Here is a 25,365-nt window from a genome sequence, read left to right as displayed (position 1 = left end):
TTAGAGCGTCTTCCCAAACTGGTAGCTCATGCCTCCGCTCAGGGCCGGGGCAAAGGCCGAGATGCTGTTCTGAATGCCATATTTCGAAAGCGCTACCCCGACCACGGCCAGCAGCACCGAATACGTCACCCGCGCATCGGCCGTGAGCCGCAGGTTGGGCGTGAGGACATAGGCGCCGCCCACCCCGCCCACGAACAGGAAGTCGTTGTAGGAGTAGCTAACCTCTCCGGACTTTGATTGCTGGCCCGTCTGGGCATTGGTATAAAATTGTTCTTCGCGGTAAGAAGCTGACAGGGGCATAAAGCCAATTTCAAAATCGGCCTGCCAGCGTCCCGGATTAGGCAGCAGTAAGTGCGCCCGCGTGATGATGGGCACCGCCCAGGAGGTGGCGTTAGCCTGCGTGACGCTGGTGCCATAGCCATCGCTGAAGGTGCTGGTGCGCTGCGGCATCGTTCGCAGCAACAGCCCCAGTTCCAGGCTGGTCTTCTGCTTTATCCGGTAGGCAATGGTGGGCATCAACGGCCAAGGCCGCACGAAAACTGCGCCGCTCCCATCGGTGGCGGGCTCGTAGGCAATGCGCGGGTAGAAGGCGGCTTGGACGCCCACCGTCCACCGGCGCGGCGTCCATTCGGCGGGAGCGGCCGGCGCTTGTGCGGCCGCTGGCCTGCCACCCGCCAGCAAGGCCACCAAGAGTATAAGGTAGAGCTTCATGGGCGCGCGAGTAAGTTTGTGGCTGGACAAATTAGCGGGCCGGCGTGGCCGTCCTACCTCCCTGCAATATAGACCATTCTCTTACACTGTGCGTTACCTCTTCCTCGCCATCATCCTGCTCACGGTCCTCGCCGCGGGCGTCTACGTTTACCTCGGCGGCAACCGCAGTCCCCAAGTAGCGCTTGAAACCACCGCCGCGCCGCTCTACCTGGCCGGGCAGCCCTACCACGGCAAAGTCACCGGCGATGCCTTCGGCCAGCTGTTCCGCCAAGCCAAAGACGCCCAGGCCCGCCTCGGCGGCGACCTCGCCAACCTCTACCTCAACGACCCCGAAACGGCCCACGACACCATCCAAGCCTTCATCGGCCTGGCCCTGGCCGACACCACGCAGCGCCTGCCGGCCAGCTTCCGCTACCGCCTCGTGCCCCCCGGGCAACGCGTGGTGGCCGCCCGCCTCGCGGGTGTGAGCTACCTGCTGGCGCCCAACAAACTCTACCCCGCCGCCCTCGAAGCCATCAAAACCCAGAAGCTCACCCAGCGCGGCAACTTCTACCTCGAGCGCTTTGGCGCGAATGACGCTTCGGAGGTGTGGATTGGGGTGAAGTAGTCAATGGGGCATTAAGTAAAAGAACGTCATGTCTCGGCTGCGCTCGACACGACGTTCTTATTATTCCCTCTCACCCAACCCTCCTCACCGGCCCTTCGGCGGCGCATCGGGCAGGCTGATGCCCACGCTCAGCACATAGCTCGAAAACTGCTGCGGCAGCCCAAACGGCGCCGAGCCGTTCCACTGCCGGTATTCGCCGCGCAGCGTCAGCCAGGGCCCTTCGGCGCGCTTTAGCTTGTAGAGCGCGGCCAGGCCCACTTCCGTCACCGGCGCGGCGGCCCCAGCCACCTCCTTGGCCGTGGTGCCACAGCCACAGTTGCCTTTGGTAGCCACCTGCACGGCTTTGTCGTAGAGGCGCACGCCGCCCACGCCGGCCCCGGCCACGGCCATCACGCGCCAGCGGGACTGGTCAAGTATTAGCAGGTTGTTGGTCCAGGTAATGGCGTATTGGTCGACGAGAGGCTGCTGCGCGCCGGCGTAGGTTTCGGGGGCCGCGCCCACGGGCATTTTGCCGGTGAGGTTGCCGCGCAGGCCGGTGGCCCAGCGCGGCCGCAGCCAGTAGTAACCGGCCGCGTCCACGCCAGCGTAGGGCGTGCGCCGCTGGTCCACCATACCCAGCGCGCCGAGGTAGCCGCCCCAGCGCGCGGGCACAAACGGCTTTTCCACCGCGCAGGAATCGTGGCAGCAGTGGCAGGTGTGGTGCGCGTACACGGGCACGTAAGCAAAGTGGCATTGGGCCAGCGCGCGGGTAGGGCTTCCGCCCCAGACGGCCCCCAGCAGGGCCAGCAGCGTAACGGGTTGTTTCATGGCAGTGAATGGTTATTGACTCCCTGAAAATACGTTGGCACCGATGATAATCACATGAAGGTCAGGCATCCACCTCTTCCTGCCCAAAATGCAAAAAGCCTTTAGCCGGTGGGCTAAAGGCTTTTTGCTGCGGCGAAATTTACTTAGCGGCCGAAGTAGTATGTGCCGCCAAACTGGAGCTGGTCGAGGCCGAAGCGGGCCCCAAAGGTGCTGCTGGTGTTCTCGTACCCCGCCGGGGCCGGGTTGTTGGGCGAAGTGGGGTAGTCGTAGCTCATCCGGTTGTAAGCCAGCGAGCCGATGGAGGCACTGATGCCCAGCTTCGGAATGGGGAAGAAAATGATGCCCGGCGTGAGTTCCGCATAGTAGCCCGAGCCCTTGAACTCCTGAATGGCGCTGCCGTTGTACTGCGAATCGCGCGAGCTTTGGTAGCCCCCGCTCAACGTCCCCAGAACGCCAAATTGCTCGGTCAACATCTTGTAGTATTGCACGTAGGCACCCAGGCGCAACGTGGTGGTGGGGTCGAGTTCGGCCCGCACCACGGCCGGCGCCGGCGTGTAGCTCGTGTACGGCTTCCGGTAGGCCGAGTAGCCAGCGTTGATGCCAATGGCCAGGTTGTCCTTCACGAAATAGCCCACCGAGGGCGTGAAGCTGAACTGGCTGGTAGTCGTTTCCTGCGTGTAGGTGGTGGAGCCTTGGTTGGAGCTGGTTTTATTGGTGCTGCGATTGTAGCCCACGCTGCCGCCCAGCGAAACGGTGCCCGCCGCAATGCTTTGGGCGTGGCCGAGTTGCGTGCTGGCTGCCAGCAGGGCGAATAATAAGGTCTTTTTCATTTTTATAAAAGGCAGAAAATTGGTGAAGGCGCAAAGGTAATTCGGTTGCTTCGCCCAACGCTGAAACCGCACCCGCGGACGTTAAACTAAAAAGGCCCGCTGAACTCTCGTTCAGCGGGCCTTTTTAGTTTGTTTTCGGGTCGGGGTGGCAGGATTCGAACCTACGGCCTCGTCGTCCCGAACGACGCGCGCTACCGGGCTGCGCTACACCCCGAAATCAGGCCGATGGGGCGACCTGTTTTCTAGTTCCAATGAGTGGCCGAAAAAAGCCCCCGAACCCGGAAGTTCGGAGGCTTTTGGAGAGCGGCTGCTCTTTCAGTCGGAGTGGCAGGATTCGAACCTACGACCTCCAGCACCCCATGCTGGCGCGATACCAGGCTACGCTACACCCCGATTGGTATTGGAGCGACAAAGGTAAGGTTTTATTTGATTCTAATGCAAGCCAGGGCCAAATAAAGTTTTGCAATAAGACCATTAAAAAGGCGTTCTGACTTTGCATCAGGCACCTGCCCGGACCAACAGGCCTCATAATTGCTTAGCTTTACAGTAGCCATTTTACTCCATCCCGCTCATATCCTACTTATGAAAAAGTTATTACTATTCGTACTGGCCTGCACCCTGGCATCGGTGGCTGCCCAGGCTCAAACCTCCGCCGCGGCCAGCACTGCCGCAACCGCCGCACCAGCCAAAGAAGAAGCCATTTTGCCCAACGGCGCAGTGGCCGCGCCGGCCCCGGCAGCAGCTCCCACCACCACACCGGCCGGCACCGCCCTCATTGCCCCCGCGCCCGAAACGCCGGCCGCCAACCCCAACGCCATCAAGGTGAAAGCCGAGGCGACGGCGGGCAAACTCACCGTGAAAACCGACAACCCCGGCCCCACCCGCGTGGAGGTGACCGACGCGGGCGGCCGCCCCGTCATCACGCACACCATGATGAACGGCCAGATTGCCGCCGTGCTCAACGTGAGCCAGCTGCCGGCCGGCTCCTACATCGTGCACTGCACGGCTTATGAGAAGACGGGCATGCGCCGCGTCATCATCGGGCAGTAAAACTGATTATGGCAATTTAAAAGGCCGTTCTGCTGAGCAGAACGGCCTTTTTCGTTTAACAACAGACGGGGCAAGCCTGCACCTATCGGGGCTCCAGCAAGTCCCACTTGTTGCCGTACAGGTCTTCGAATACTGCTACGTGCCCATACACTTCGCTACGCGGCGTCTCCAGAAACTTCAGGCCTCGGCCCTGCAGCACCGGGTAATCGCGCCAGAAGTCATCGGTGTGCAGGAATAGCCAGACGCGACCGGCACCCTGGTGGCCCACAGCGGCTTTTTCCGCTTCGGTTTTGGCCTCGGCCAGCAACAGGCCGCTCCCCCCGGCCGGACCGGGTGGCGCCACCACTACCCAGCGCTTGCCATCGCCCATATCCAGATTGGATTCAAGGTTGAAGCCCAGCACTTGAGTATAAAAGGCAATGGCTTCGTCGTAATTGCGGACAATCAGGGTAACAAGGGCGAGACGTTGGGACATGTGAGTAGTAGCGCGGACTTTTAGTCCGCGAGTGAGTTGAAATTTGGGTCGCAGACTAAAAGTCCACGCTACGGGTTAAGCTTCCTCCGTTTGCAGCTGCCGCTCATACAGCGCCCGATACAGGCCGTCCGTTTCCGCCATCAGCGCATCGTGGGTGCCGTGCTGCACAATCACGCCGTCATCGAGCACCAGAATTTCGTCGGCCAGCTTCACCGAGCTCACGCGGTGCGAGATGATGAGGCTGGTGCGCGCAGCCATAATGCGCTGCAACGAACCCAGAATGGCATTCTCCGTCTTGGTATCGACAGCGGAAAGTGAGTCGTCCAGAATCAAAATTTTGGGCTCCTTTACCAGCGCCCGGGCCATGCTCACGCGCTGCTTCTGTCCGCCGGACAGGGTGATGCCCCGCTCGCCCACTTTTGTGTCGAAGCCTTCGGGGAAGGCCAAGATGTTTTCGTACACGTCGGCGTCTTTAGCGGCTTGCAGCATCCGGGTTTCGTCGGGCTGGTCAAGGCCGAAGTTGATGTTGTTGCGGATGGTGTCGGAGAACAGGAAAACGTCCTGCGGCACGTAGCCAATCTGGCCCCGCAGCGCCCGCAGGGAGTAGTCGCGCACGTCGGTGCCGTCGATTTTGATGCCGCCGGCCGTCACGTCGTAGAGGCGGCAGAGCAGCGCGGCCACCGTGCTTTTGCCCGAGCCCGTGTTGCCGATGACGGCCAGCGTCTGGCCCGGCCGCACGCGGAAACTCACGTCTTTCAGGGCCTGAATTCCGGTGTCGGGGTAAGTGAACGACACGTTCTCGAACACGATATCGCCGGCCAGCTCACGTTCCACATTCTGGCGCGAAATGATGTCGGTTTTCTGGTCCAGGAATTCGTTGATTCGGGCCTGCGAGGCCTCAGCGCGCTGCACCAGCGAGGACGTCCAGCCTAGCGCCGTGACGGGCCACGTCAGCAGGTTCACGTAAATCAGGAACTCGGCAATGGTGCCCGTGGTGATAGTGCCGCGGATAACCTCTTGGCCCCCAACCCACACCGTAATGAGCGTGCTCAGGCCGATGAGGAACAGAATGAGCGGGAAGAACAGCGAGTTCACGAAGTTCAAACTCAGCGACTTCTCCTTGTAGTCGTTGCTGGCTTTGGCGAACTGCTCGTGCGAATCCGCCTCGCGCACAAAGGATTTCAGCACCCGAATGCCGGAGAAAGCCTCCTGCACAAAGGTGGTCATGCCCGACAGGGCCCGCTGGATTTCGTCAGACTTCCGCTCAATTAAGTTGTTGACGTAGAAAATGCTGACCGACAAAACCGGCAGCGGCAGCAGCGTGTAGAGCGTCAGCTTCACGTTCACCATGAGCATCAGCGGCACGATGAGCAGGAACAGCAGCACCAGCTGCAGGAAGTACATGATGGCCGGCCCGAGGTACATCCGCACCCGGCTCACGTCCTCCGAAATGCGCGACATCAAATCGCCGGTGCTGTGGCGGCGGTAGAAGCTGAGCGGCAACGACTGGTAGTGTTGGTAAATCTGGTTCTTCTGGTCGTTTTCGATGTGGCGCGACATCACGATGAGCGTTTGCCGCATGAAGAACAGGAAGATGCCACGCAGCAAGGCCAGCCCGATGATGAGCATGCCGTAGAACAGCACGTTGCGCCCAAACAATTGGTACACACCTTTCTGCGCCTCGGTGCCGGCGTAGAGGTGGTAGAGGTCGATGCCCTCGTTCACCAAATCGAAGGCGTAGCGCACCAGCTGGGCCGGGAAAATGGCCAGCAAGGTGCTTAGCGCCACAAACAGCACCCCGGCGAGGAAATGCCACTTGTAGCGGAAGATGAAGGGGTTAACAGCGGAGAGAGCGCGCACGGGCAGGGTGGGAAAGGGGCCGGTTCGGGAAAATAGCGGTACTTTTGCGGCTTGAAAGGCCAAGTACCCATTCAGAAAGCCCGTCATGCTGAACGGAGTCGAAGCATCCCTACTGCACAACTAGATGATTTTAGTACTGCGGTAGAGATGCTTCGACTCCGCTCAGCATGACGTTCTGTTTTTCCGTATAGGTATAAGACCCAACAAAGTTACGCCGCACAGTTCCCAACCATCCATTCCCACAATTCCCACCAACCTTCAATTCACTCCCATGATTGAAACCCAAATTCTGGCGCCTGAATCCATTTTCGGTCAGATTGCCGAGCACCAGCACGAGCAAGTCGTGTTTTGCAACGACCACGAGACGGGCCTCAAGGCCATTATCGGCATCCACAACACCGTGCTCGGGCCCGCGCTCGGCGGCACCCGCATGTGGCACTACGCTTCCGACATGGAAGCGCTGAACGACGTGCTCCGCCTCTCGCGCGGCATGACCTACAAGGCCGCCATCTCGGGCCTGAACTTGGGCGGCGGCAAGGCCGTCATCATCGGCGACGCCAAAACGCTGAAGACCGAAGCCCTGCTGCGCAAGTTCGGCCGCTTCGTGAAGAACCTGAACGGCAAGTACATCACGGCCGAAGATGTGAACATGACCACCAAGGACATGGAGTACATCCGCATGGAAACCACCCACGTGGCCGGCCTGCCCGAAAGCATGGGCGGCTCCGGCGACCCCTCGCCGGTGACGGCCTACGGCGTGTACATGGGCATGAAAGCCGCCGCCAAAAAAGCATTCGGCTCGGAAAGCCTCACTGGCAAGCGCATTGCCGTGCAGGGCGTGGGCCACGTAGGCACCTACCTGCTGGAGCACCTCCAGAAAGAAGGCGCCAAGCTCATCGTGACCGATTACTACGAAGACCGCGCCTTGGACGCCGCTAACCGCTTCGGCGCCAAAGCCGTGGGCCTGGAAGACATCTACGACCAAGACGTGGACATTTACTCTCCCTGCGCGCTGGGCGCCACGCTGAACGACGACACCATCTCGCGCCTGAAGTGCCAGGTAGTGGCTGGCTGCGCCAACAACCAGCTGAAGGTGGAAAACCAGCATGGCCCCGAGCTCGTGCGCCGCGGCATCGTGTACGCCCCCGACTTCCTTATCAACGCCGGCGGCCTCATCAACGTGTATTCTGAGGTGACCGGCGCCAGCCGCCAGGGCGCCCTCACCCAAACCGAAAAAATTTACGATTTCACCCTCCAGGTTTTGGCGAAAGCCGAAGAGGAGCACACGCACCCGCAGGCCGCCGCCATCAAGCAGGCCAAGGAGCGTATCGCCAGCGTGGGCCGGGTGAAGTCGACGTATTAAAAGAACGTCATGCTGAGCGGAGCCGAAGCATCTCTACCGCTTCGTTGCAAAAGCATTGATTACTTGCGCAGTAGAGATGCTTCGACTGTGCTCAGCATGACGTTCTTTTTTCGACTACTGAAACCAATACTGATTACCAGACCAATATGCTCAACCGCCGCCTCCTCCGTATCAAAGTCATGCAGTCGCTCTACTCCTACCACCAGGCGGTGGGAGCCGATTTAATGCTGGCGCAGGACCGCATCGCGGCTGCTTTCGAGCCCGACCTGACGGCCAAAGAGGCCCCCGACCGCCGCATGCTGGAAGGCCAGCGCAAGATGGGCGAAGCCCAGTTGCGCGAGTGGTACCGCACCGGCACCATGCCCGAGAAAACGGACGACAAAGCCGTGGACAAGGCCGTGACCGACGCCATCAACTCCTTCCAGAACCAGGTGAAGAAGGACGCCGATTTCTACGCCGGCCAACTGCTGGTGGGCGCCGAAAGCATTCACGACCAGTACCTGCACCTGCTCAACCTGCCCGCTGCCTTGCTCGGTGTGATTGAGGAGGAGCAGAGCCGCGAGGAGCGCCGCCGCCTGGGCCCCAGCGAAAACGCCATCGACGCCACCCGCCTGCACCAGAACAAGGCCATTGCCAAGCTGATGGCTAATGAGCAGTTGCAGGGCACCACCATCCGGCGTAAGCTGGCCTGGGAAGGCACGGAGGAGGTGGAAGCCCTGCGCGCCGCCTGGAACGAGATGAAGGCCGACGAAACCGTGCAAACCTATCTGGCTGGCAAGGACATCGCCCAGCCCGAAATGGACTACGACACCGACCTCGAAATCCTGCGGCACATTTATAAGGACTTCGTTTTCAAAGGCGACGCGCTGCCGCGTCAGCTTGAAGCCGACGACCTGAATTGGGAGGAAAACCGGCCCATCGTGCGCAACCTGGTACTCAAGACGCTCAAGATGCTGCCCTTCGGCGCCGATGAAAAGCAGGAGCTGATGAACCTCTCGGCCAACTGGCAGGACGACCGCGAGTTTGCCGAAACGCTCTACAAGCAGACGCTCATCGAAGACGACAAGATGGAGAAGCTCATCGCCGGCTCGGTGCAGAACTGGGACGTGGAGCGCGTGGCCCTGCTCGACAAAATCATCCTGAAAATGGCCCTCACCGAAATGCAACTCTTCCGCGGCATTCCGGTGAAAGTGACTATCAACGAGTACATTGAAATCAGCAAGCTCTACAGTACGCCCAAGAGTAAGCAGTTTGTGAACGGCATTCTGGATAAGCTGGCGACGGATTTGGCCGCCAGCGGCGACATTCGCAAATCGGGCCGTGGCCTGCTGGACAACCAGTAAGCTGAGGCGCGCTGAAGCAGCAACTTTATGGCTTGCGGCTGAACATTGGGCCGATATAGCCACTTTTGCATCTACAGTTGCGTTTCTGCGTACGCAGCCCTGAAAACATTCTCACCTTTCTTCCCCAACCTCGACGACCATGGCCAGCAAAACCACCACCGGCATCCTGTGCTTCGCAGGCGGCGCGCTCACCGGCGCGGCCCTTGGCTTGCTCTACGCCCCCGAACCCGGCAGCGAAACCCGCTCCTGGCTCAGCTACCAGCTGGAGAAATACCGCTCCGTGCTGGCCGACCTCACCGACAGCCTGGTGACCAGCCGCGAAGGCCTGGGCCAGTCCTCGGCCAAAAGCGAAGGCCAGCGCGTGATTTCCGACGCCAAATCCAAAGCCGAACAGCTGCTCGGCGATGTCGACCAGCTCATCAATCAAATCAATTCCCGCAAGGGCGCTTAAATCCGGAATGAGCGAACGAGCAATGAGTGAATGAATAAAGGGCTGACGGGGCAAAGGCAATTTTCCCCAATCACCCTTTATTCATTCACTCATTCGCACTTTTGCACTTTCATATAATACCAAGAAGATGCACGTAGTAACCCTTATCCCCGGCGACGGCATAGGCCCCGAAATCACGAAAGCCGTAACCGATATTTTTGCCGCGGCGCAGGTGCCCGTGCAGTGGGAAGAGCAGAACGCCGGCCAGACCACGTTCGACCAGTCGGGCGAGCTGATTCCGAACGCCTTGCTCAAGTCACTGGAGAAGAATAAGGTGGCCCTCAAAGGCCCAATTACCACGCCGGTGGGCAAGGGCTTCCGCAGCATCAACGTGACGCTGCGCCAGAAGTACGACCTCTACCAGAACGTGCGCCCCAGCAAGACCACGCCGGGCATTCACACCCGTTACGAGGGCATCGACCTAGTGCTGTTCCGCGAAAACACGGAAGGCTTGTACTCGGGCCTGGAGCTGTGGGACGAGCGCCTCGGCATTGCCGATGCCATTGCCCGCGTCACGGTGGAGGGCTCGCGCAAAATCTGCCGCGCCGCCTTCGCCTACGCCGCCAAGCACGGCCGCAAAAAGGTGACGCTGGCCCACAAAGCCAACATCATCAAAATGGCCGGCACGCTGATGCTCAACGCCTGCAAAGAAGCCAGCCTGGAGTTCCCCGGCATTGTGTTCGAAGATAAAATCATCGACAACATGTGCATGCAACTCGTGGGCAAGCCCGAGCAGTTCGACGTGATTGTGACCACCAACCTGTTCGGCGATTTGCTCTCCGACCTCTGCGCCGGCCTTGTGGGCGGCCTGGGCGTGGTGGCCGGCGCTAATATCGGCGACAACATGGCCATTTTCGAAGCCGTGCACGGCTCCGCCCCCGACATTGCCGGCCAGGGCAAAGCCAACCCCACCGCCCTGCTCCGCTCGGCCCTGATGATGCTACACCACCTGGGCGAGCACGCTAAGGCCGACCAAATCGACAAAGCCCTGGAAGCTACCCTCCTGCGTCAGGAAGAGTGCACCGGCGACCTCGGCGGCCGGGCGAGCACCAGCGAGTTTGCCCAGCACATCATCGACAAATTGTAATTTGCTTAGCGTTTATCTGCCATCCTGAGCGTAGCGCAGGACCTTATTGCCTGATGAGGTCATGCGCTGCGCTCAGGATAGCAGATAAACACCTATACCCTTATGAAATACCAGATTCTCCTGGCCGCCACGCTCCTGCTGGCAGCCTGCAACCGCGACAAAAACGAAGTGGGTACTGAAGGCATGAACGCCGCCGCTACCGAAGCTTCCGACGCCGCTAACCCCACCGTAGACAATCCCAACGTGGTGAGCGAAAACGAGGCCGCAAACCCGAATGCTCCGGTGATGAAATTTACCGAGTCTGAATTTGATTTTGGTGATATTCAGCCCGATAGCAAAGTCCGCCACACCTTCACTTTCACCAATACCGGCAAGTCGCCGCTGCTGATTGAGGACGCCGTAGCTTCCTGCGGCTGCACCACCCCCAGCTGGACCAAAGAGCCCATCGCGCCCGGCGCCGAGGGTAAGATGGAAGTGCAGTTCGATAGCCACGGCAAGCAGGGCATCATCAGCAAGCAGGTGGCCGTGCGGGCCAACACCCAGCCCAACATCACCACCATCCTCATCAAAGGCAATGTACTGACAGCCGGCGACAAGAAGCCCCTCTAATTCATCCTTTTAATCGTAACGCCATGTTGTTGACTTTGCTTTTGCAGGCTGCCGGAGGACTGGATGTGACCCAGCTCATCATCCCCATCGCCATTGGCCTGGTGTTTTATTTCTTTATGGTGCGGCCCCAGCAAAAGCGTACGGCCGACGCGAAAGCCTTCCGCCAGTCGCTGGCCAAGGGTTCGCGCATTGTCACCATCGGCGGCCTGCACGGCCTGGTGGTTGACCTCACCGAGGACACCGTGGTAGTGGAAGTCGACCGCGGCGTAAAGCTGCGCTTCGACCGCTCGGCCATTGCCCGCGAAGTAGGCAGCAAAACTACGGCCGCTGCGGAAGTGCCCGCCGCCAGCTAATTATGGCCGGGCCGCTCACCCGGGCCGGCCGGCTCGTGCGCTGGTTTGTGCGGCCTTTCGCGGGCCAGGAGCCCAGCTTCTACCGCGCCGTGACGGCGTGCTTGCTGGCCGCCGGGCTGTTCTGGCAAATGAACGCCCTGAACAAAACCTACACCACCCGCGTGAGCTGCCCGCTGGCCTGGCACTACGACTCGGCCCGCTACGTGCCCTTGCGGCCGCTGCCGGCGGCGCTGCCGGTCACCGTCACGGGCCAGGGCTGGCGCCTGCTGCGGGCCAACATGGGCTGGGGCACGCACCCGGCCGACCTGCGCCCCGTGCCCCTGCCCGGCACCCGCTACCTGCCGCCCGAGGCCTGGCGCCGCGGCCTGCAAACCGCGCTGGAAGGCGTGCAGGTGAACGAATGGGCCGGCGATACCCTCCGCCTCACCTTCGACCGCTACGCCACGCGGCGGCTGCCCTTGGTGCTGGTATCCGATTCGGCCCGGGAGCACTCGGTGCGCCTGACGCCGGCCGTGGTGGCTTTTCGGGGGCCCGCTACGCTGGTCAACGCTTTGCCCAGCCCCTACCCAGTGTCTTTGCCCCCCGGCACGGCCGACACCAATGGCACCGAAGTAGATTTGGTGGCGCCCGCGCGGGTGCGGCCGTCGGCGTCCACCGTCCGCATTACCAAGCTGGCACCCACCGCCGAACCGGCACGGGGCCGGCGCCGGGCTTCCAAAACTTCCAAAAACTGATATGCTACGCATTGGCATCACCGGCGGAATCGGCTCAGGCAAAAGCATTGCCAGCCGCTTGTTTCACGCCCTGGGCGTGCCCATCTACGACGCCGACTCCCGCGCCCGCTGGCTGATGGAAAACGGCGTGGAATTGCGGCAGCAACTAAGCGCCGCCTTCGGGCCAGATACTTACGACGCTTCGGGTAGGCTCAACCGCCCGGTACTAGCCGGCACCGTGTTCAACAACTCCACCCTGCTAGCCCAACTCAACGGCTTGGTGCACCCGCACGTGGGCACCGATTTTGAAAGCTGGGCGGCTACCCACGCCGCTGCCGGCCACCCCTACGTGCTCAAGGAGGCTGCACTACTTTTTGAGGCGGGCTCTTACAAGCAGCTCGACCGCATCATCACGGTATTTGCGCCGCTGGCCGTGCGTGAGGCCCGCGTGCTGCGGCGCGACCCGCACCGTTCCACGGCCGACGTGAAGGCCATCATGGCAAAGCAGCTGAGCGAGGAAGAAAAGATGCAACGCGCCGATTACGTGCTGACCAATGACGATGTGCAGCCATTGTTGCCCCAGGTGCTGGCCCTGCACGCGACGTTTAGCCAATCGGCCGGAGCATAAAAAAGGCTGTCCCCTTCGAAACAGCCTCCTAATCAATTAGCTTGCTAAGGTTACAACCGGCCCGAGTAGTCCTCCAAAGTGTCGATTACTTTCAGCAACTGCGGCACTGCCAGGGAATAATAAATCTTGGTGCCCACCTTGCTTGACTTCAGTACGCCCCGGTCTTTGAGGGTGATGAGGTGCTGCGAGGCAATTGCCTGCGGCAGGTCGAGCGCCTGGTATATATCAGTAACGGACATCTGGCTGTCTTTGCCTTTGGTCTTACCCAACAGGTCAACTATAGCCAATCGTTTGGGGTGCGAGAGAACCTTGAGCATAGCCGCGGCACGGTCCAACTGTTGCGCTTCAACACGCGAATGCAATGGTTTCATGAAATCAATAAAAAGTGAAAGGGAAAATGGAAGAGTGGAATAAGTGCAATACAGCCGTGTTAGTTAGGTAGTTCCTGCATGACTCTGCAAAATAGGGGAAAATCGATTTATTTTCCTCTACTATACTTAAGTATTTGCAGATTTTATTTCTATTCGAAATACAATTCGAACCCTCGGCTGGGGTGAAAGCTGGCCCGTACCTTTACGGTTGTGTTTTTAGTGATGTCTTTTCGTCTTCAGTCGATGCTTGACCTACTTACCAAATTTGAAAACAAACGCCCCGAAATTGTCTTCGAGTGGCAGGATTCCGAAACCGAAGCCGAGGGCTGGGTCGTCATCAATTCCTTGCGCGGAGGCGCCGCCGGCGGCGGCACCCGCATGCGCAAAGGCCTCGACAAACGCGAGGTAGAAAGCCTGGCAAAGACGATGGAGGTCAAATTCACGGTGTCGGGGCCAGCCATCGGCGGGGCAAAATCAGGAATTAATTTCGACCCGCAGGACCCGCGCAAGCGCGGAGTGCTGGAACGATGGTACCGGGCGGTTATTCCACTATTGAAAAACTACTACGGCACTGGTGGTGACCTTAACGTAGATGAGATACATGAGGTTATACCTATTACTGAAGAATATGGCCTTTGGCACCCGCAAGAGGGCGTGGTGAACGGCCACTACCGCGCCACCGAACCCCAAAAAATCCAGAAGCTCGGCCAGCTTCGCCAGGGCGTAATTAAAGTGGTAGAGGACGCCTCGTTTTCGCCCGACCTGGCCCGGAAATACACCATTGCCGACCTCATCACCGGCTACGGCGTGGCCGAGGCCGTGCGGCACTACTACCGCCTCTGGGCCGGCACCGATTTGCGCGGGAAGCGGGCCATTATTCAGGGCTGGGGCAATGTGGGCGCGGCGGCGGCTTACTATCTGGCCGGGCAGGGTGTGCGCATCGTGGGCATCATTGACCGGGCCGGCGGGCTGCTGAGCACCGAGGGCCTGGGCTTGGAAGAAGTGCGGGCCCTGCTGCTTGCCCGCCAAGGCAACGCCCTGACAGGCAATAATTTATTGCCATTTGAAGACATTAACGAAAAAATATGGTCCGTGGGGGCCGACATCTTTATTCCTGCCGCGTCGTCGCGCCTGGTGGCGCGGGGGCAGGTAGAGCAGCTGCTGGCCGGCGGCCTGCAGGTGATTAGCTGCGGGGCGAACGTGCCCTTTGCCGACCCCGAAATTTTCTTCGGGCCGACCGGCGTTTTTGCCGATGAGCGCACGGCCGTCATTCCCGATTTCATTGCCAACTGCGGCATGGCCCGCGTGTTTGCTTACCTGATGGAAACGGGCGCCGAAATCACCGACCAGGCCATTTTCGCCGATACCTCGCGCATCATCGGCGCGGCGCTGGAGCGCACTCATGCCGAGAATGCGCAGCCCACGGGCATTGCCCAGCGCTCGTTTGAGATGGCGCTGCGGCAGCTGGTATAAATTTCGCCTGCCATCCTTGGCTGCGTTCAGGATGGCAGGCGATTTTCGGCGTTCCACTCACAGCATTTTTATTTGCTAACAATTCGATAACTTTGACGCCCTACTTTTGGTCGCCCCGATTTCGGGGCGATTTTGTTTTTGAAAGAATTCCCAACTGAATAATATGTCTACGCTGAAAAAACCCAAGACCAGCAAAACCAAAATTGCTGACGACATGCTGAATGCCGGCAGCGGCAAAACCATCAAGCAACCCAACGTCAACGACGACAAGCTGACCTCCATCACGGAGATGCGCCAGACCACCAACGGCGAAAGCGGCATGGCCCTGGAAGACGAGCAGCGCCTGCGCAAAGCCTTCGTGGACAAGGACTGGAACGAGATTAAAATCGCCGACAGCTGGCAGATTTTCAAGGTAATGGCCGAGTTCGTGGAGGGCTTCGAGAAGATGTCCAAAATCGGCCCGTGTGTGAGCATCTTCGGCTCGGCCCGCACCAAACCGGAAAACCCCTACTATCAGATGGCCGAGGAAATTGCGGCCAAGCTGGTGCGCCACGGCTACGGCGTCATCACGGGCGGCGGCCCCGGCATCATGGAAGCCGGCAACAAGGGCGCCCGTTCCGAAGGTGGTAAGTCGGTGGGACTCAACATTGAGCTGCCCTTTGAGCAAACGCACAACATCTACATCGACCAGGACAAGTGCATCGATTTCGACTACTTCTTCGTGCGCAAGGTGATGTTTGTGAAGTACGCGCAGGCTTTCGTGGGCATGCCCGGCGGCTTTGGCACGCTCGATGAGCTGTTCGAGGCCATGACGCTGATTCAGACCAAGAAAATCAGCCGCTTCCCCATCGTGTTGGTGGGCTCGGCCTATTGGAACGGCCTGTTCCAGTGGATTAAGGACGTGATGCTGCACGAGGAGCACAACATTTCGGCCGAGGACCTGAACCTGGTGCAGATTGTGGACGATGCCAGCGAGGCCGTGAAAATCATCGACGACTTCTACCACAAATACCTGCTGTCGCCGAACTTCTAGACCACGGATTTGGTGGGCGATGCCTTCGGTTTCGAAACCATTGCAATGGAAAGCCGCTTCTTCAGGAGCGGCTTTTTTTGTGGCTAGCTTCGTGCATTGAACGCCGCGCTGGCGGGTTTTGCTTTATGTCGTCAACTGCAGCCACTACCGTTTTGGATTACGACTACTTCATCGTGGGTGGTGGCGCGGCGGGCCTGAGCCTGGCTTTTCACATTGCGCAGGAGCCGCGTCTGGCCACTAAGAAGGTGCTGCTCATCGAACCTGAGGCAAAAAACCAGAACGACCGGACCTGGTCATTCTGGGCCGATGAGCCGACGGCTTTCGATGGTATTGTGGCGCACGAATGGCGCCGGATTGCCTTCCGAAGCCCTGGCTTTGAGCAGATTATCGACTTGGGGCGCTACCGTTACAAAACTATCAACGGACTGGATTATTATCGCTTCGTGCGGCGTGCGCTGGCCGGCAATCCGCAGTTTCGCTTCGAGCAGGGCAGCGTGACCGCGCTGGTGAATACGGCGGCCGGTGTACACGCCACCACTTCTGCCGGAGAATTTACGGCCCGCTACGCCTTCGATAGCCGTCCGCCAGACCTGGCCAAGCTGAAGCAGCCGGAGAAACACCGCTACCTGCTGCAACACTTCGTGGGCTGGGAAATAGAAACCGACGCGGACGTATTCGACCCGGCCACGGTGGAATTTATGGACTTCCGCGGCGAGCAGTACCACGAAGCACGTTTCATGTATGTGCTGCCGCAGGGGCCGCGCAAAGCACTGGTAGAGTACACCTTATTTTCCGAAAACGTATTACCCAAAGCGGAATACGAAGCCGCTCTGCGCGACTACCTAAGCACAACGCTCGGCCTAAAGACCTACCGGATAGTTGCCGAAGAGGTGGGCGCTATTCCGATGACGGACCACCCATTGCCTGCCCGGCAGGGGGCGCACATCATCAACCTGGGCACGCGCGGGGGGCGCGCCAAGCCCAGTACCGGCTACGCGTTCAAGCGCATCCAGCAGCACTCGCAGCGGCTGGTGGAGGCGCTGGCCAGCACCGGCCACCCGCCCCTGGATGCGACCGGCGACAAGTGGCAATTCCGCCTTTTCGATACCCTGCTGCTCGACATCATGCAGCGCCGGGGCGAAACCACGCGCGACATTTTCCGCCAACTGTTCGAGCGCAATTCGGTGGAGCGCATCTTTCGCTTTCTGGACGAAACCACCTCGTGGGCCGACAATTTCCGCGTCATGAACTCGGTGACGCCGTGGCCGTTTATGCGTTCTATCGTGCAGGTGCTACGGGGCCGGCCGGGCAGGCGTTCGTAGGCGCGCCGTTAGGCGAAGCGTACCGGTGCCTGCTCCAGCCACTGGCGCGCTTCCTGCACCGAGGCCGGGCTGATGGGCCGCAGCTGCGGCTGAGGCTCCGACAAATTCAGCAGGTAGCCGGTGAGTTCGGGTAGGTTGTCGAGGTCGTGGGTGCTGCAAAGCACGGTTTTGCCCTGCGTGGTGGCCCAGTCGTGGACCAGGCTGAATACCTGGCGACGGTAGTACACGTCGAGTTGCTGGGTGGGCTCATCGAGCAGATAGACCTGGGCATCCTGCAGGCTGAGCTGGGCCAGCCATACCAATTGTTGTTCGCCGCCAGATAGTTTGGTGAAGTCGCGGGCAGCCAGGTGAGCCATGCCTACACGGGCCAGCGCGGCATCGGCCAGGGCGTAGTCGGCCGGGGCGTAGGCGGTGAGCAGGCCGTGGTGGCGGTAGCGCCCCATCACCACCAGTTCGCGCACGGCAATGGCGAAGTCGAGGCTGCCGCGCTGCGGCAGGTAGCCCAGCAGGCCCGCAGCGGCGGCCCGGCGCAGGCCGCGCACTTCCTGCCCCAGCAGTTGCACGCTGCCCTGGTACGGCAGCTGCCCCGTGAGCACCCGAAACAAGGTAGTCTTGCCGCTGCCGTTGTGGCCCACCACGGCCACGAAAGCCGGGGCCGGCAGGCACAAAAAAAGGTTGCGGACCAGCACCCTACCGGGGTAGCCCACAACCAGGTTTTGAATATTGAGGGTTGAGAGTTGAATGGCAGATGGCGAATTAATGTCCATCAACAATCCAGCGTTAATTATTTAACCCTCAACACTTTTAGTACTCGTCCTCGTTGAACATGAAGTCCTCCTTGGTGGGGTAGTCGGGCCACACTTCCTCGATGTTTTCGTAGGGTTGGCCGTCGTCCTCCAGCGCCTGGAGGTTTTCCACCACTTCCATGGGCGCACCCGAGCGGATGGAAAAGTCAATCAGTTCGTCTTTGGTGGCGGGCCAGGGGGCATCTTCCAGGTAAGAAGCCAATTCGAGTGTCCAATACATAGGGAGTCGGATAAAAAAAGGTTGGCGAAGGTAACAAATTCCGGTCAGGAAACAAGCCTGAAACAGCGGCCTTTTCGGCAACGCAAAACGTGGCCCAAAGTTTTAGCCGGCGGCTTGCGCTTGCTGGCTGAAAAGCTGAATCAGGTCATTTTTCGTGCGAATTTTGCGCTCGAAGGAGCGGACTTTGGTTTGCAGCATCTGGCGGAAAGCATCGTTGGCTGCGCTGGGGCTGAGCTTGTCGAGGTTGTCGCGCAGGGTTTCGAGCTCGGCGTGGTCGTCTTTGAGCAGCTCGCGCAGGGTGCTGGCCCGAAAGCGCGCCCGCTCGGCGGGGCTGGTGGGCAGGGCTTCGGTGGCCGCGCGCTTGCGCAGGTGGTACTCCAAGGCACTGAGCTCGAATATCTTGTCACACGCCACCATGAAGCGCTGCCAGATGCGGTCCGACTCTTCGCCCCGCACGGTACCTACCTGCTTCCATTCGGCCTGTAGGGCCTTGGCCTGGTGAATGGCCTCTTGCGGCGGCACGGCCATGAGGGCTTCGGCGCGCTCGGCAAGGGCACGCTTGCGGGCCAGTAACTGCTCGGGCGTGGCGGCGGCCCCGGCGCCGGCAGCTTGCTGGGCTGCGATGTGGGCTTTCAGGCGCTCAAAGAAGTGGTTGTTGGCCGCGCGGAAGCGCGTCCAGAGCTCCGAAGCCTGCTTTTTGGGCAAGGTGCCGTTTACTTCGCGCCAGGCCTGCTGCAACTGCTTGAGCTGGCGGGAGGTGGTTTCGAACTGGTCGGAGTTCTTGAGGTTTTCGGCTTGCTGAATGAGGTCGCGGTAGCGGTTTTGCACCCGCAGCGTCATGGCCTTCTTATCGGACTGGAAGGCCTTGCGCCGGTCGAAAAACTCCTGAATTGCCGTTTGGAACCGGCTTTCCAGCTCGTCGGCCAGGGCCTTGTCGACGGGGCCGGTTTTGAGCCAGCCCTGGCGCAGGTCCTTCACCTTTTCGCTGGCCGATACCCATTCCACGGTGTCGGCCAGGGCTTCGGCGTCCTGAATGAAGCCGAGCTTGGTGGCCAGGTTTTTTTCGCGGTTCTGGGCTACGGTTACCGCAATGGCTTCTTCGGCATCCGTAAGGCGGCGGTGTAGCGCCACAAAGTCGCCGAGGCCGTCGTAGGTCAGCAGCTGTTCTTTGAGGTGCAGGGCCTTCATCAGGAAGGAGCCTTTGTTGTCGCTGGCGTCCATTTTGGCCAGCAACTCATCGACTTTGGCCCGCAACGTTTCGAAGCGTTGGGCAAAATACAGGAGGGCGGCGGCTTCGGTGTCTTTGACCAGGCCAATCTGGCGGGCGGGCTGGGCAAGCACGGGGCGCAGCCACACGCCGCCGGCCTCCACGTAACCGTAGCGCTGGGCTTCGGCCAGCAAGTGGTCAGTTGGTTCCATACTAAATAGGTGGGCTCGTGGGTAGGAGTGCGAGATACAGAGGAGGTGGAAAGAAGAGGGTGTGGCTGAAAAGTGGATGGGGAAGGGACTACAAGTTTACGGGAAAAACGTGATGAAAAGATGTAGCAGCAAGGAAACGTGGCAGAAACCCCGGCCCAACGGCTGGGCCCGGCCGACCAGCAGCACGCAAATGCCGACGGCCACGCATGGCCCCAAGGCCGGGTTTGTCGTTCTTTGCGTCCGCAATTCGTCCATTAGCCCCTTCCCCACCCCATGAGCGACCAGACCATCATCTTCAGCATGGCCGGCGTGAGTAAGATTTACCCACCCCAGAAGCAAGTTCTCAAAAACATCTATCTCTCGTTTTTCTACGGCGCTAAAATTGGGGTGCTCGGCCTCAACGGCTCGGGCAAATCGAGCCTCTTGAAAATCATTGCCGGCGTCGACAAGCAGTTTCAGGGCGAAGTGGTGTTTTCGCCGGGCTACTCGGTGGGCTATTTGGAGCAGGAGCCCCAGCTCGACCCCACCAAAACCGTGCGCGAGGTGGTGGAGGAAGGCGCGGCTGAAACGGTGGCCCTGCTGAAGGAATACGACGAAATCAACGAAGCCTTCGGGGCCGAAGACGCAGATTTTGATAAGCTGCTCGACCGCCAGGGCAAGGTGCAGGAGCGGCTCGACCAACTCGACGCCTGGAACCTCGACAGCAAGCTGGAGCGCGCCATGGATGCCCTGCGCACCCCGCCGCAGGAGGCCGTCATCGGCAACCTCTCGGGCGGCGAGAAGCGCCGCGTGGCCCTGTGCCGCCTGCTACTGCAGGAGCCCGACGTGCTGCTGCTGGACGAACCCACCAACCACCTCGACGCCGAAAGCGTGCTCTGGCTGGAGCAGCACCTGCAGCAATACAAAGGCACCGTAATAGCCGTGACCCACGACCGGTACTTCCTCGACAACGTGGCCGGCTGGATTCTGGAACTGGACCGCGGCTCGGGCATTCCGTGGAAGGGCAACTACTCAAGCTGGCTGGAGCAGAAAACCGCCCGCCTGGCCCAGGAGGAAAACCAGGAAAGCAAGCGCGCCAAAACCCTGCAGCGCGAGTTGGAATGGGTGCGCATGTCGCCCAAAGCCCGCCAGAGCAAGGGCAAAGCCCGCCTTGCCAACTACGACAAGCTGGCTAGTGAGGAGGCCAAAGACAAGGAGCAGAAGCTGGAGCTGTTCATTCCGGACGGCCCGCGCCTGGGCGCCCAGGTGATTGAGGCCGAGGGCATCACCAAAGCCTTCGGCGACAAGCTGCTGTTCGAGAACCTGAGCTTCTCGCTGCCGCAGGGCGGCATCGTGGGTATCATCGGGCCGAACGGCGCGGGCAAAACCACCCTCTTCCGCCTCATCACCGACCAACTGCAGCCCGACGCGGGCACCTTTGAGGTGGGCCCCACGGTGCAGACGGCCTACATCGACCAGCAGCACGACACGCTGGACGGCAGCAAGTCGGTGTTCGACACCATCACGGGCGGCACCGAAACCATGCTGCTGGCCGGCCGGCCGGTGAACTCGCGCGCCTACGTAAGCAAGTTCAACTTCGGCGGCGGCGACCAGGAGAAGAAAGTGGGCTCGCTCTCGGGCGGCGAGAAAAACCGCGTGCACCTGGCCATGACGCTCAAGCAAGGCGCCAACCTACTGCTGCTCGATGAGCCCACCAACGACCTGGACGTGAACGCCATCCGTGCCCTGGAAGACGCGCTGGAGAACTTTGCCGGCTGCGCCGTCATCATCAGCCACGACCGGTGGTTCCTGGACCGGCTGGCCACGCACATCCTCGCCTTCGAGGGCGACTCCGAAGTGGTGTGGTTTGAAGGCAACTTCTCGGACTACGAGGAAGCCAAGCGCAAGCGCCTGGGCGACGTGGAGCCGAAGCGCGTGCGGTACAAGAAGCTGGGGTAAGCCCCCTTTTTTATAAATGAACGGGCCGCCAGAAGCACTTCTGGCGGCCCGTTCATTTGCCCTGAACATAGCTTGTCCATCCCTATGCTGCGCATGACAGTCGGTGACATAAGGCCAACTCTTTTTGCAGCAAGCAGTGAGTTTTCTTGTCTTTACAGAAAGACAACTGCTTGCCTCTAAAGTCCTGTGAATAGCACAAAGTTGCGTCACCGAGCACTAGGCAAAAGGGACGCTATACCAGCAGGAGCTTCTCGCCGCCGGCTAAAAACATCGAACTGATACCCAAACTGGCATTGGAAATAGGTTCGTTGGGCCTGAAACAAAAGCTGCGAGAGTTGGGGACGAATAAATAATTCGGAGTTTGGCGATAGGCTTACCCGACCCGTTATCTCGTACTGGATAACGCCCTGATAAATGTATTTTTCCAGCAAAGTGTAAGCTGAATGTGTGCTCACCGGGTCGGGGCTCTGGCGGATGAGCAAGGGGTTCTCGCGGTCATTAATCAACGAATATCGGTACAGGCCCACGCGTAGCTGCAGGCCATAGCGCGAATCCGGCCGAATGCGTAGCTTCACGCCCAGCCCGTACGACGCCACATTAAGGGTGGTATCGGAGGGGGCTCGCACCGGGGCACCAGGCCGATTCAGCGAATCGCGCAGGTCCACTCGGTTGAGATGCGCCGAAAAATCCAGTGAAGCATCCAGCTTGTACCGCGGCAAACGCACGCCCAACAGGTTTAAATCAACGCCTATCCGAAGATTAGTGTAGCGCAGCAAATCAATGGTGTGCACTCCATAAAGCAATGGAGCCCGGCTGATGCGGGACAGCGTCAAATAGCGGTTTTGCTGCTCAATTTTGTTGAGCGAAAATGAAGGCGTCAGGTAACTAAGGGCCTGGAACTGGTAGTTGGGTGAAATCTTTGACCAAGGACTGCCGAATACAAATTTTTTGGAAACCTCCACTTGTATGAGCCCATTAGGGTTGTCACTTTTGACGCCAGCTAAATCGGTATATAGCCGGGCCTGCAGAATTTTAGTAGTTTCAATTTTAGGCAAGGTCCGCTTGGGAAGTGGGTCGGCTGGGCGAAAAATGTACACGTTGTTGGCCGGGCTGCGGTCGCCGGCTTCGGGCGCCAGGGCCGGGTAGTAGCGGATGAGGTCGGTGAGGCGGATGTAAGCATCTTCGTGGTGGGCGCCCCGGTTTTTAATCGGGTACTGAGACTGCAGGCGCTGCCGACGCCACTCCCGGTTCAGGTCGCGGTCGGACGAGAGCCCAATGGGAGCATAGGTTTCAAAAACTACCGGCTGCCCATCATCGAGCGTACCCGTAGCTTTGAGGTTCATCATGTGCCCGTCTTCCACTTCCATCTGCACCGAATCGAGTAGAAACGTATACCGCGGGCGCGTTCCGCGCGGGGGAAAGGCCTCAATGGTTTTTTCTAATTCTACCACCCCAGCCTTGGGAGCCAGTAAATACCGCTCTTGCTGCCGGGCATAGTCGAGGTAGGCATCGAGCAGCGCATTGTTCAATTCGCCAAAATCATCGGTCTTTTCCAGCAGCAGGTTTGCTCCGGCCGACAGCTTCTGGACGGCATCCAGCGCAGTCTGGTTTTTCTTGGTTGCGTCAATTGTGGCGGTGCGGGCCGCAATCGAGTCCGTTTTGCTCAGCGCTATGGCTTGGATAACCGTTGTGCGCCGGGTCGTGTAGCTCTGCTTTGCTTTGGCTGTATCAGCCAGGTTTTGCAATGCAAAATCCAGTTTCGACTTGGTTAGTCGGCGGTTTTTGAGGGTGTCTAGAATCACCTGTTCTTTGTCGAAGCTTTGCAACAGGCTTTCATTAGCCGCCTTCCAGGTATTATAGGCGGCTTTCGCCTCCCCATCCATGCGGACAATGGCCGACACGTTGAAGCCAGCGCGCACTTTTTCCACAAATAGCTCGCGGCTATCCATTTGCGAAAGAGCTACATTGGCCGTGACAAACCCCATTTGTGGTGGGCAACTGCCGGCTACGGAAGTAATGCTTACGAACTGGCTGGCATTGTCCGTTGTGTAGCGAGCACAAACCATGTAGCGCATTTCGTTGCGGGCAGCGGTTCCCGCGCCGCGGTCCTGAATCGTGAGTTGTAGAATGCGCTTGGTCGGCCGCGCCGCCACCACAAACTCCCGGCTATATAATACCGACGGCTGCGCAGCGTCAACCGCCGGGGGCTGAGCCGGGTTGGCAGAGGCGGCTGCCCCAGGGGTAGCAATGGCGCCGGCCTGCCGTAAGCTATTTTGTTTGCTTGCCGAGTCCATACGGCCCACAATTTTATCAATCTGCAGCTCGGCAGACCGCAGAAACTGTGCCCGTTTGCGCCGCCGCTGGCTGGTAAACTTTCGGCTTAGCAAATTGCGCTGGGGTAAAAGCAGGGGCTTCCACAGCTTCGATTTCTTCACCGCTTGCCGGGTCTGCTCGGTGGAACGCGCTGCTTGCCTGATTGATTTCAAGACCTGCACGGCGAGTTCATACGGGGTGCATTCATAAGAGTCGAACGGTACCGGCTCTGGCGTTAAAGTAGTTCCACTATCTATAAAGATGGGACCGATACCTAAAGACGCAGGCGCCGTCAGCACAATGCTTCCTTGGGCAGAAGTGGGTTTGGACGGGTCATTTAGGGTCAATTTTATTTCAATGGCCGGTGGCGGAACGGGCTGCGTGGCGGCGCCGCCTTGGTTGGTTCCTTTCGCGGCAACGGCTGTTGGCGCTGCTGTGGGTGCCGTTGCCCCCGTTGGTTTGGATTCTGTTGAGGGGGGCAGTGCTGCTGGCACAGTGGGCGGCGCAGTTGGGGTGGCTGCAGGAGTTGAAGCGGCAGGTCTTGGCTGCGTCCTTTTCGTTGGGTTAGTGGTATTGGTTGCTTTTGTGGACTGGTTTCTGGCGCCCTGCTGGGCGTAAGCCGCCATTGCGTTGCCGCTAAGCAGGCAAATCCATAGCAAGCAGCGAACACGCTGCGCAAACCGCTTCGGCAAATGGGTGCAGAGCCGGTTGCAATTCTTGGGTTTGCATTTGTTTTCAGGTATTTGTAGCACCATGACACCGGAAATAAGCATGAAAATGACAGGAGAAAATTCACTGTGGCGCGCAGCAAAGCGTCGTCAGCAAAACTCCCCTTTGTTCATCCCGTGTGCATCAGTGCCAACACTGAAAACGCGTCACGCCACCCAGCCCTCCCGTACTGCCCGCGCCGCCAGGCCCACCAACGTGCGGGTGCCGGCCTTCTGCAACAGATTGCGCCGGTGCGATTCCACAGTCCGGACGTTGATGAACAAGCGGTTGGCAATTTCCTCGTTGCAACAATCCTCGACCACCAGGCGCAATACTTCCAACTCGCGGCGGCTGAAACGAGCCCCGAGGGCATAGGACGGCACCACCCGAACGGCAGGCCGGGCCGTCAGCCAAGGCGCAAGGGCAGCGGCCAGCGCGTGCGGAGGAACCTGGCTGGGCACGAGCATCTGCACATCAGGGTGGGACCGCCAATGGCTGTTCGGTGCCATAATAGACGGGTCAGCCAGCACCAGCAGGCGTTGCAAGGGACGGGTGCGGTGCAGGTGGTCGAGCAGTTGGTGTAGGTTGAGCCCCGGCAGGGCGCCTTCGAGCACGAACAGCCCAAAGGTGTGGTGCGCCAGCAGTTCCTCCACCTGCGCAGCATCGGCCGCGAGGGTAATGACTAACTCGGGGCACTGGCCGCGCAAAACCGTCAGCAAGCCTTGCCGAAAGAGCGTAGGCGCGGCCGCCACCAGGGCCGTTGGGGTAGAAACAGTCATGACAATGGCAGAAAAAAGCAGACTCCAAGCCTGTAATGCGCCGGGAAAGGGCGGCAG

Annotated in this window: 25 protein-coding genes and 2 tRNA genes; 14 read left to right on the top strand and 13 right to left on the bottom strand. The window is 59.8% G+C overall.

Annotated features, from left to right (window positions below):
• On the bottom strand, window positions 1-711 hold the full coding sequence (locus tag Q4S41_RS05115; protein WP_305030029.1) for a hypothetical protein: 711 nt from the start codon (window positions 709-711) through the stop codon (window positions 1-3).
• 88 nt (window positions 712-799) lie between these two features.
• Here Q4S41_RS05115 and Q4S41_RS05110 point away from each other — a divergent pair, with 88 nt between their 5' ends.
• Window positions 800-1,318 carry a hypothetical protein gene (locus Q4S41_RS05110; RefSeq protein WP_305030028.1) on the top strand — a complete coding sequence of 173 codons (519 nt, stop codon included), beginning with the start codon at window positions 800-802 and terminating at the stop codon, window positions 1,316-1,318.
• Between the two features lie 84 nt (window positions 1,319-1,402).
• Here Q4S41_RS05110 and Q4S41_RS05105 read toward each other — a convergent pair whose 3' ends face one another.
• The 4 genes from Q4S41_RS05105 to Q4S41_RS05090 form a co-directional block, all read right to left on the bottom strand.
• Window positions 1,403-2,125, bottom strand: a complete 723-nt coding sequence (locus Q4S41_RS05105) for a hypothetical protein (protein ID WP_305030027.1) — start codon at window positions 2,123-2,125, stop codon at window positions 1,403-1,405.
• Between the two features lie 143 nt (window positions 2,126-2,268).
• Window positions 2,269-2,955: a hypothetical protein gene (locus Q4S41_RS05100; protein WP_305030026.1), complete on the bottom strand. Its 687-nt coding sequence runs from the start codon at window positions 2,953-2,955 to the stop codon at window positions 2,269-2,271.
• Window positions 2,956-3,095: 140 nt separating this feature from the next.
• Window positions 3,096-3,169: transfer RNA gene (locus tag Q4S41_RS05095), tRNA-Pro, on the bottom strand.
• A gap of 105 nt (window positions 3,170-3,274) precedes the next feature.
• Window positions 3,275-3,348: transfer RNA gene (locus Q4S41_RS05090), tRNA-Pro, on the bottom strand.
• 189 nt (window positions 3,349-3,537) lie between these two features.
• Between Q4S41_RS05090 and Q4S41_RS05085 the strand changes: the two genes are divergently transcribed.
• On the top strand, window positions 3,538-4,005 hold the full coding sequence (locus tag Q4S41_RS05085; protein ID WP_305030025.1) for a T9SS type A sorting domain-containing protein: 468 nt from the start codon (window positions 3,538-3,540) through the stop codon (window positions 4,003-4,005).
• Window positions 4,006-4,087: 82 nt separating this feature from the next.
• Here Q4S41_RS05085 and Q4S41_RS05080 read toward each other — a convergent pair whose 3' ends face one another.
• Both Q4S41_RS05080 and Q4S41_RS05075 read right to left on the bottom strand, forming a co-directional pair.
• Window positions 4,088-4,480 (bottom strand): VOC family protein, encoded by a 393-nt coding sequence (locus Q4S41_RS05080; RefSeq protein ID WP_305030024.1) that lies wholly within the window; start codon window positions 4,478-4,480, stop codon window positions 4,088-4,090.
• 75 nt (window positions 4,481-4,555) lie between these two features.
• Window positions 4,556-6,340, bottom strand: a complete 1,785-nt coding sequence (locus tag Q4S41_RS05075; protein WP_305030023.1) for an ABC transporter ATP-binding protein — start codon at window positions 6,338-6,340, stop codon at window positions 4,556-4,558.
• A 271-nt stretch (window positions 6,341-6,611) separates the two neighbouring features.
• Between Q4S41_RS05075 and Q4S41_RS05070 the strand changes: the two genes are divergently transcribed.
• From Q4S41_RS05070 to coaE, 8 genes are all read left to right on the top strand, one after another.
• A complete protein-coding gene (locus Q4S41_RS05070; protein WP_305030022.1) occupies window positions 6,612-7,703 on the top strand; it encodes a Glu/Leu/Phe/Val family dehydrogenase in 1,092 nt (363 codons plus the stop codon).
• Window positions 7,704-7,849: 146 nt separating this feature from the next.
• A complete protein-coding gene (nusB, locus tag Q4S41_RS05065) occupies window positions 7,850-9,046 on the top strand; it encodes a transcription antitermination factor NusB (RefSeq protein WP_305030021.1) in 1,197 nt (398 codons plus the stop codon).
• A 139-nt stretch (window positions 9,047-9,185) separates the two neighbouring features.
• Window positions 9,186-9,497 (top strand): YtxH domain-containing protein, encoded by a 312-nt coding sequence (locus tag Q4S41_RS05060; RefSeq protein WP_196287239.1) that lies wholly within the window; start codon window positions 9,186-9,188, stop codon window positions 9,495-9,497.
• A gap of 127 nt (window positions 9,498-9,624) precedes the next feature.
• Window positions 9,625-10,623: an isocitrate/isopropylmalate dehydrogenase family protein gene (locus Q4S41_RS05055; protein WP_305030020.1), complete on the top strand. Its 999-nt coding sequence runs from the start codon at window positions 9,625-9,627 to the stop codon at window positions 10,621-10,623.
• A gap of 102 nt (window positions 10,624-10,725) precedes the next feature.
• Window positions 10,726-11,232, top strand: a complete 507-nt coding sequence (locus Q4S41_RS05050; RefSeq protein ID WP_305030019.1) for a DUF1573 domain-containing protein — start codon at window positions 10,726-10,728, stop codon at window positions 11,230-11,232.
• Between the two features lie 23 nt (window positions 11,233-11,255).
• Window positions 11,256-11,585, top strand: coding sequence for a preprotein translocase subunit YajC (gene yajC, locus Q4S41_RS05045; RefSeq protein WP_369811244.1), 330 nt, complete (start codon window positions 11,256-11,258; stop codon window positions 11,583-11,585).
• A 2-nt stretch (window positions 11,586-11,587) separates the two neighbouring features.
• Window positions 11,588-12,319 carry a hypothetical protein gene (locus tag Q4S41_RS05040; protein WP_305030018.1) on the top strand — a complete coding sequence of 244 codons (732 nt, stop codon included), beginning with the start codon at window positions 11,588-11,590 and terminating at the stop codon, window positions 12,317-12,319.
• 1 nt (window position 12,320) lies between these two features.
• The gene (coaE, locus tag Q4S41_RS05035; protein ID WP_305030017.1) at window positions 12,321-12,926 is read left to right on the top strand and encodes a dephospho-CoA kinase; all 606 of its coding nucleotides are present in this window, start codon (window positions 12,321-12,323) and stop codon (window positions 12,924-12,926) included.
• 50 nt (window positions 12,927-12,976) lie between these two features.
• Here the strand turns inward: coaE and Q4S41_RS05030 are convergent, their stop codons facing one another.
• A complete protein-coding gene (locus tag Q4S41_RS05030; RefSeq protein WP_223827754.1) occupies window positions 12,977-13,243 on the bottom strand; it encodes an ArsR/SmtB family transcription factor in 267 nt (88 codons plus the stop codon).
• A gap of 297 nt (window positions 13,244-13,540) precedes the next feature.
• Here Q4S41_RS05030 and Q4S41_RS05025 point away from each other — a divergent pair, with 297 nt between their 5' ends.
• The 3 genes from Q4S41_RS05025 to Q4S41_RS05015 all read left to right on the top strand — a co-directional run bounded on the left by Q4S41_RS05025 (window position 13,541) and on the right by Q4S41_RS05015 (window position 17,125).
• A complete protein-coding gene (locus tag Q4S41_RS05025; RefSeq protein ID WP_305030016.1) occupies window positions 13,541-14,770 on the top strand; it encodes a Glu/Leu/Phe/Val dehydrogenase dimerization domain-containing protein in 1,230 nt (409 codons plus the stop codon).
• Window positions 14,771-15,059: 289 nt separating this feature from the next.
• On the top strand, window positions 15,060-15,803 hold the full coding sequence (locus Q4S41_RS05020; protein ID WP_305030317.1) for an LOG family protein: 744 nt from the start codon (window positions 15,060-15,062) through the stop codon (window positions 15,801-15,803).
• A gap of 125 nt (window positions 15,804-15,928) precedes the next feature.
• Window positions 15,929-17,125, top strand: coding sequence for a lycopene cyclase family protein (locus Q4S41_RS05015; protein ID WP_305030015.1), 1,197 nt, complete (start codon window positions 15,929-15,931; stop codon window positions 17,123-17,125).
• Between the two features lie 8 nt (window positions 17,126-17,133).
• Here Q4S41_RS05015 and Q4S41_RS05010 read toward each other — a convergent pair whose 3' ends face one another.
• From Q4S41_RS05010 to Q4S41_RS05000, 3 genes are all read right to left on the bottom strand, one after another.
• Window positions 17,134-17,892, bottom strand: coding sequence for an ABC transporter ATP-binding protein (locus Q4S41_RS05010; RefSeq protein WP_305030014.1), 759 nt, complete (start codon window positions 17,890-17,892; stop codon window positions 17,134-17,136).
• A 37-nt stretch (window positions 17,893-17,929) separates the two neighbouring features.
• Window positions 17,930-18,151 (bottom strand): DUF2795 domain-containing protein, encoded by a 222-nt coding sequence (locus Q4S41_RS05005; protein ID WP_035561220.1) that lies wholly within the window; start codon window positions 18,149-18,151, stop codon window positions 17,930-17,932.
• 102 nt (window positions 18,152-18,253) lie between these two features.
• Window positions 18,254-19,570 carry a DUF349 domain-containing protein gene (locus Q4S41_RS05000; RefSeq protein WP_305030013.1) on the bottom strand — a complete coding sequence of 439 codons (1,317 nt, stop codon included), beginning with the start codon at window positions 19,568-19,570 and terminating at the stop codon, window positions 18,254-18,256.
• A 273-nt stretch (window positions 19,571-19,843) separates the two neighbouring features.
• Here Q4S41_RS05000 and ettA point away from each other — a divergent pair, with 273 nt between their 5' ends.
• On the top strand, window positions 19,844-21,508 hold the full coding sequence (gene ettA / locus Q4S41_RS04995; protein WP_305030012.1) for an energy-dependent translational throttle protein EttA: 1,665 nt from the start codon (window positions 19,844-19,846) through the stop codon (window positions 21,506-21,508).
• Window positions 21,509-21,714: 206 nt separating this feature from the next.
• On the opposite strand, the gene Q4S41_RS04990 is transcribed toward ettA, so the two are convergent.
• Together Q4S41_RS04990 and Q4S41_RS04985 are read right to left on the bottom strand one after the other, a co-directional pair.
• Window positions 21,715-24,594: a hypothetical protein gene (locus tag Q4S41_RS04990; RefSeq protein ID WP_305030011.1), complete on the bottom strand. Its 2,880-nt coding sequence runs from the start codon at window positions 24,592-24,594 to the stop codon at window positions 21,715-21,717.
• 102 nt (window positions 24,595-24,696) lie between these two features.
• A complete protein-coding gene (locus Q4S41_RS04985; RefSeq protein ID WP_305030010.1) occupies window positions 24,697-25,308 on the bottom strand; it encodes a helix-turn-helix transcriptional regulator in 612 nt (203 codons plus the stop codon).
• Between the last annotated feature and the right edge of the window lie 57 nt (window positions 25,309-25,365).

This window comes from Hymenobacter convexus (assembly GCF_030580955.1).
Lineage (GTDB): Bacteria > Bacteroidota > Bacteroidia > Cytophagales > Hymenobacteraceae > Hymenobacter.
The sequence above is the reverse complement of the archived record's forward strand: the minus strand, read 5'-3'. Positions and strand labels throughout refer to the sequence as shown.

Bases quoted from the DNA above. Each gene is read 5' to 3' on its own strand.
- Q4S41_RS05115 (WP_305030029.1), bottom strand. From the start codon at position 711: ATGAAGCTCTACCTTATACTCTTGGTGGCCTTGCTGGCGGGTGGCAGG.
- Q4S41_RS05105 (WP_305030027.1), bottom strand. From the start codon at position 2,125: ATGAAACAACCCGTTACGCTGCTGGCCCTGCTGGGGGCCGTCTGGGGC.
- Q4S41_RS05100 (WP_305030026.1), bottom strand. From the start codon at position 2,955: ATGAAAAAGACCTTATTATTCGCCCTGCTGGCAGCCAGCACGCAACTC.
- Q4S41_RS05085 (WP_305030025.1), top strand. From the start codon at position 3,538: ATGAAAAAGTTATTACTATTCGTACTGGCCTGCACCCTGGCATCGGTG.
- Q4S41_RS05080 (WP_305030024.1), bottom strand. From the start codon at position 4,480: ATGTCCCAACGTCTCGCCCTTGTTACCCTGATTGTCCGCAATTACGAC.
- Q4S41_RS05070 (WP_305030022.1), top strand. From the start codon at position 6,612: ATGATTGAAACCCAAATTCTGGCGCCTGAATCCATTTTCGGTCAGATT.
- nusB (WP_305030021.1), top strand. From the start codon at position 7,850: ATGCTCAACCGCCGCCTCCTCCGTATCAAAGTCATGCAGTCGCTCTAC.
- Q4S41_RS05060 (WP_196287239.1), top strand. From the start codon at position 9,186: ATGGCCAGCAAAACCACCACCGGCATCCTGTGCTTCGCAGGCGGCGCG.
- Q4S41_RS05055 (WP_305030020.1), top strand. From the start codon at position 9,625: ATGCACGTAGTAACCCTTATCCCCGGCGACGGCATAGGCCCCGAAATC.
- Q4S41_RS05050 (WP_305030019.1), top strand. From the start codon at position 10,726: ATGAAATACCAGATTCTCCTGGCCGCCACGCTCCTGCTGGCAGCCTGC.
- yajC (WP_369811244.1), top strand. From the start codon at position 11,256: ATGTTGTTGACTTTGCTTTTGCAGGCTGCCGGAGGACTGGATGTGACC.
- Q4S41_RS05040 (WP_305030018.1), top strand. From the start codon at position 11,588: ATGGCCGGGCCGCTCACCCGGGCCGGCCGGCTCGTGCGCTGGTTTGTG.
- coaE (WP_305030017.1), top strand. From the start codon at position 12,321: ATGCTACGCATTGGCATCACCGGCGGAATCGGCTCAGGCAAAAGCATT.
- Q4S41_RS05030 (WP_223827754.1), bottom strand. From the start codon at position 13,243: ATGCTCAAGGTTCTCTCGCACCCCAAACGATTGGCTATAGTTGACCTG.
- Q4S41_RS05025 (WP_305030016.1), top strand. From the start codon at position 13,541: ATGCTTGACCTACTTACCAAATTTGAAAACAAACGCCCCGAAATTGTC.
- Q4S41_RS05020 (WP_305030317.1), top strand. From the start codon at position 15,060: ATGCGCCAGACCACCAACGGCGAAAGCGGCATGGCCCTGGAAGACGAG.
- Q4S41_RS05015 (WP_305030015.1), top strand. From the start codon at position 15,929: ATGTCGTCAACTGCAGCCACTACCGTTTTGGATTACGACTACTTCATC.
- Q4S41_RS05010 (WP_305030014.1), bottom strand. From the start codon at position 17,892: ATGGACATTAATTCGCCATCTGCCATTCAACTCTCAACCCTCAATATT.
- Q4S41_RS05005 (WP_035561220.1), bottom strand. From the start codon at position 18,151: ATGTATTGGACACTCGAATTGGCTTCTTACCTGGAAGATGCCCCCTGG.
- Q4S41_RS05000 (WP_305030013.1), bottom strand. From the start codon at position 19,570: ATGGAACCAACTGACCACTTGCTGGCCGAAGCCCAGCGCTACGGTTAC.
- ettA (WP_305030012.1), top strand. From the start codon at position 19,844: ATGAGCGACCAGACCATCATCTTCAGCATGGCCGGCGTGAGTAAGATT.
- Q4S41_RS04990 (WP_305030011.1), bottom strand. From the start codon at position 24,594: ATGCTTATTTCCGGTGTCATGGTGCTACAAATACCTGAAAACAAATGC.
- Q4S41_RS04985 (WP_305030010.1), bottom strand. From the start codon at position 25,308: ATGACTGTTTCTACCCCAACGGCCCTGGTGGCGGCCGCGCCTACGCTC.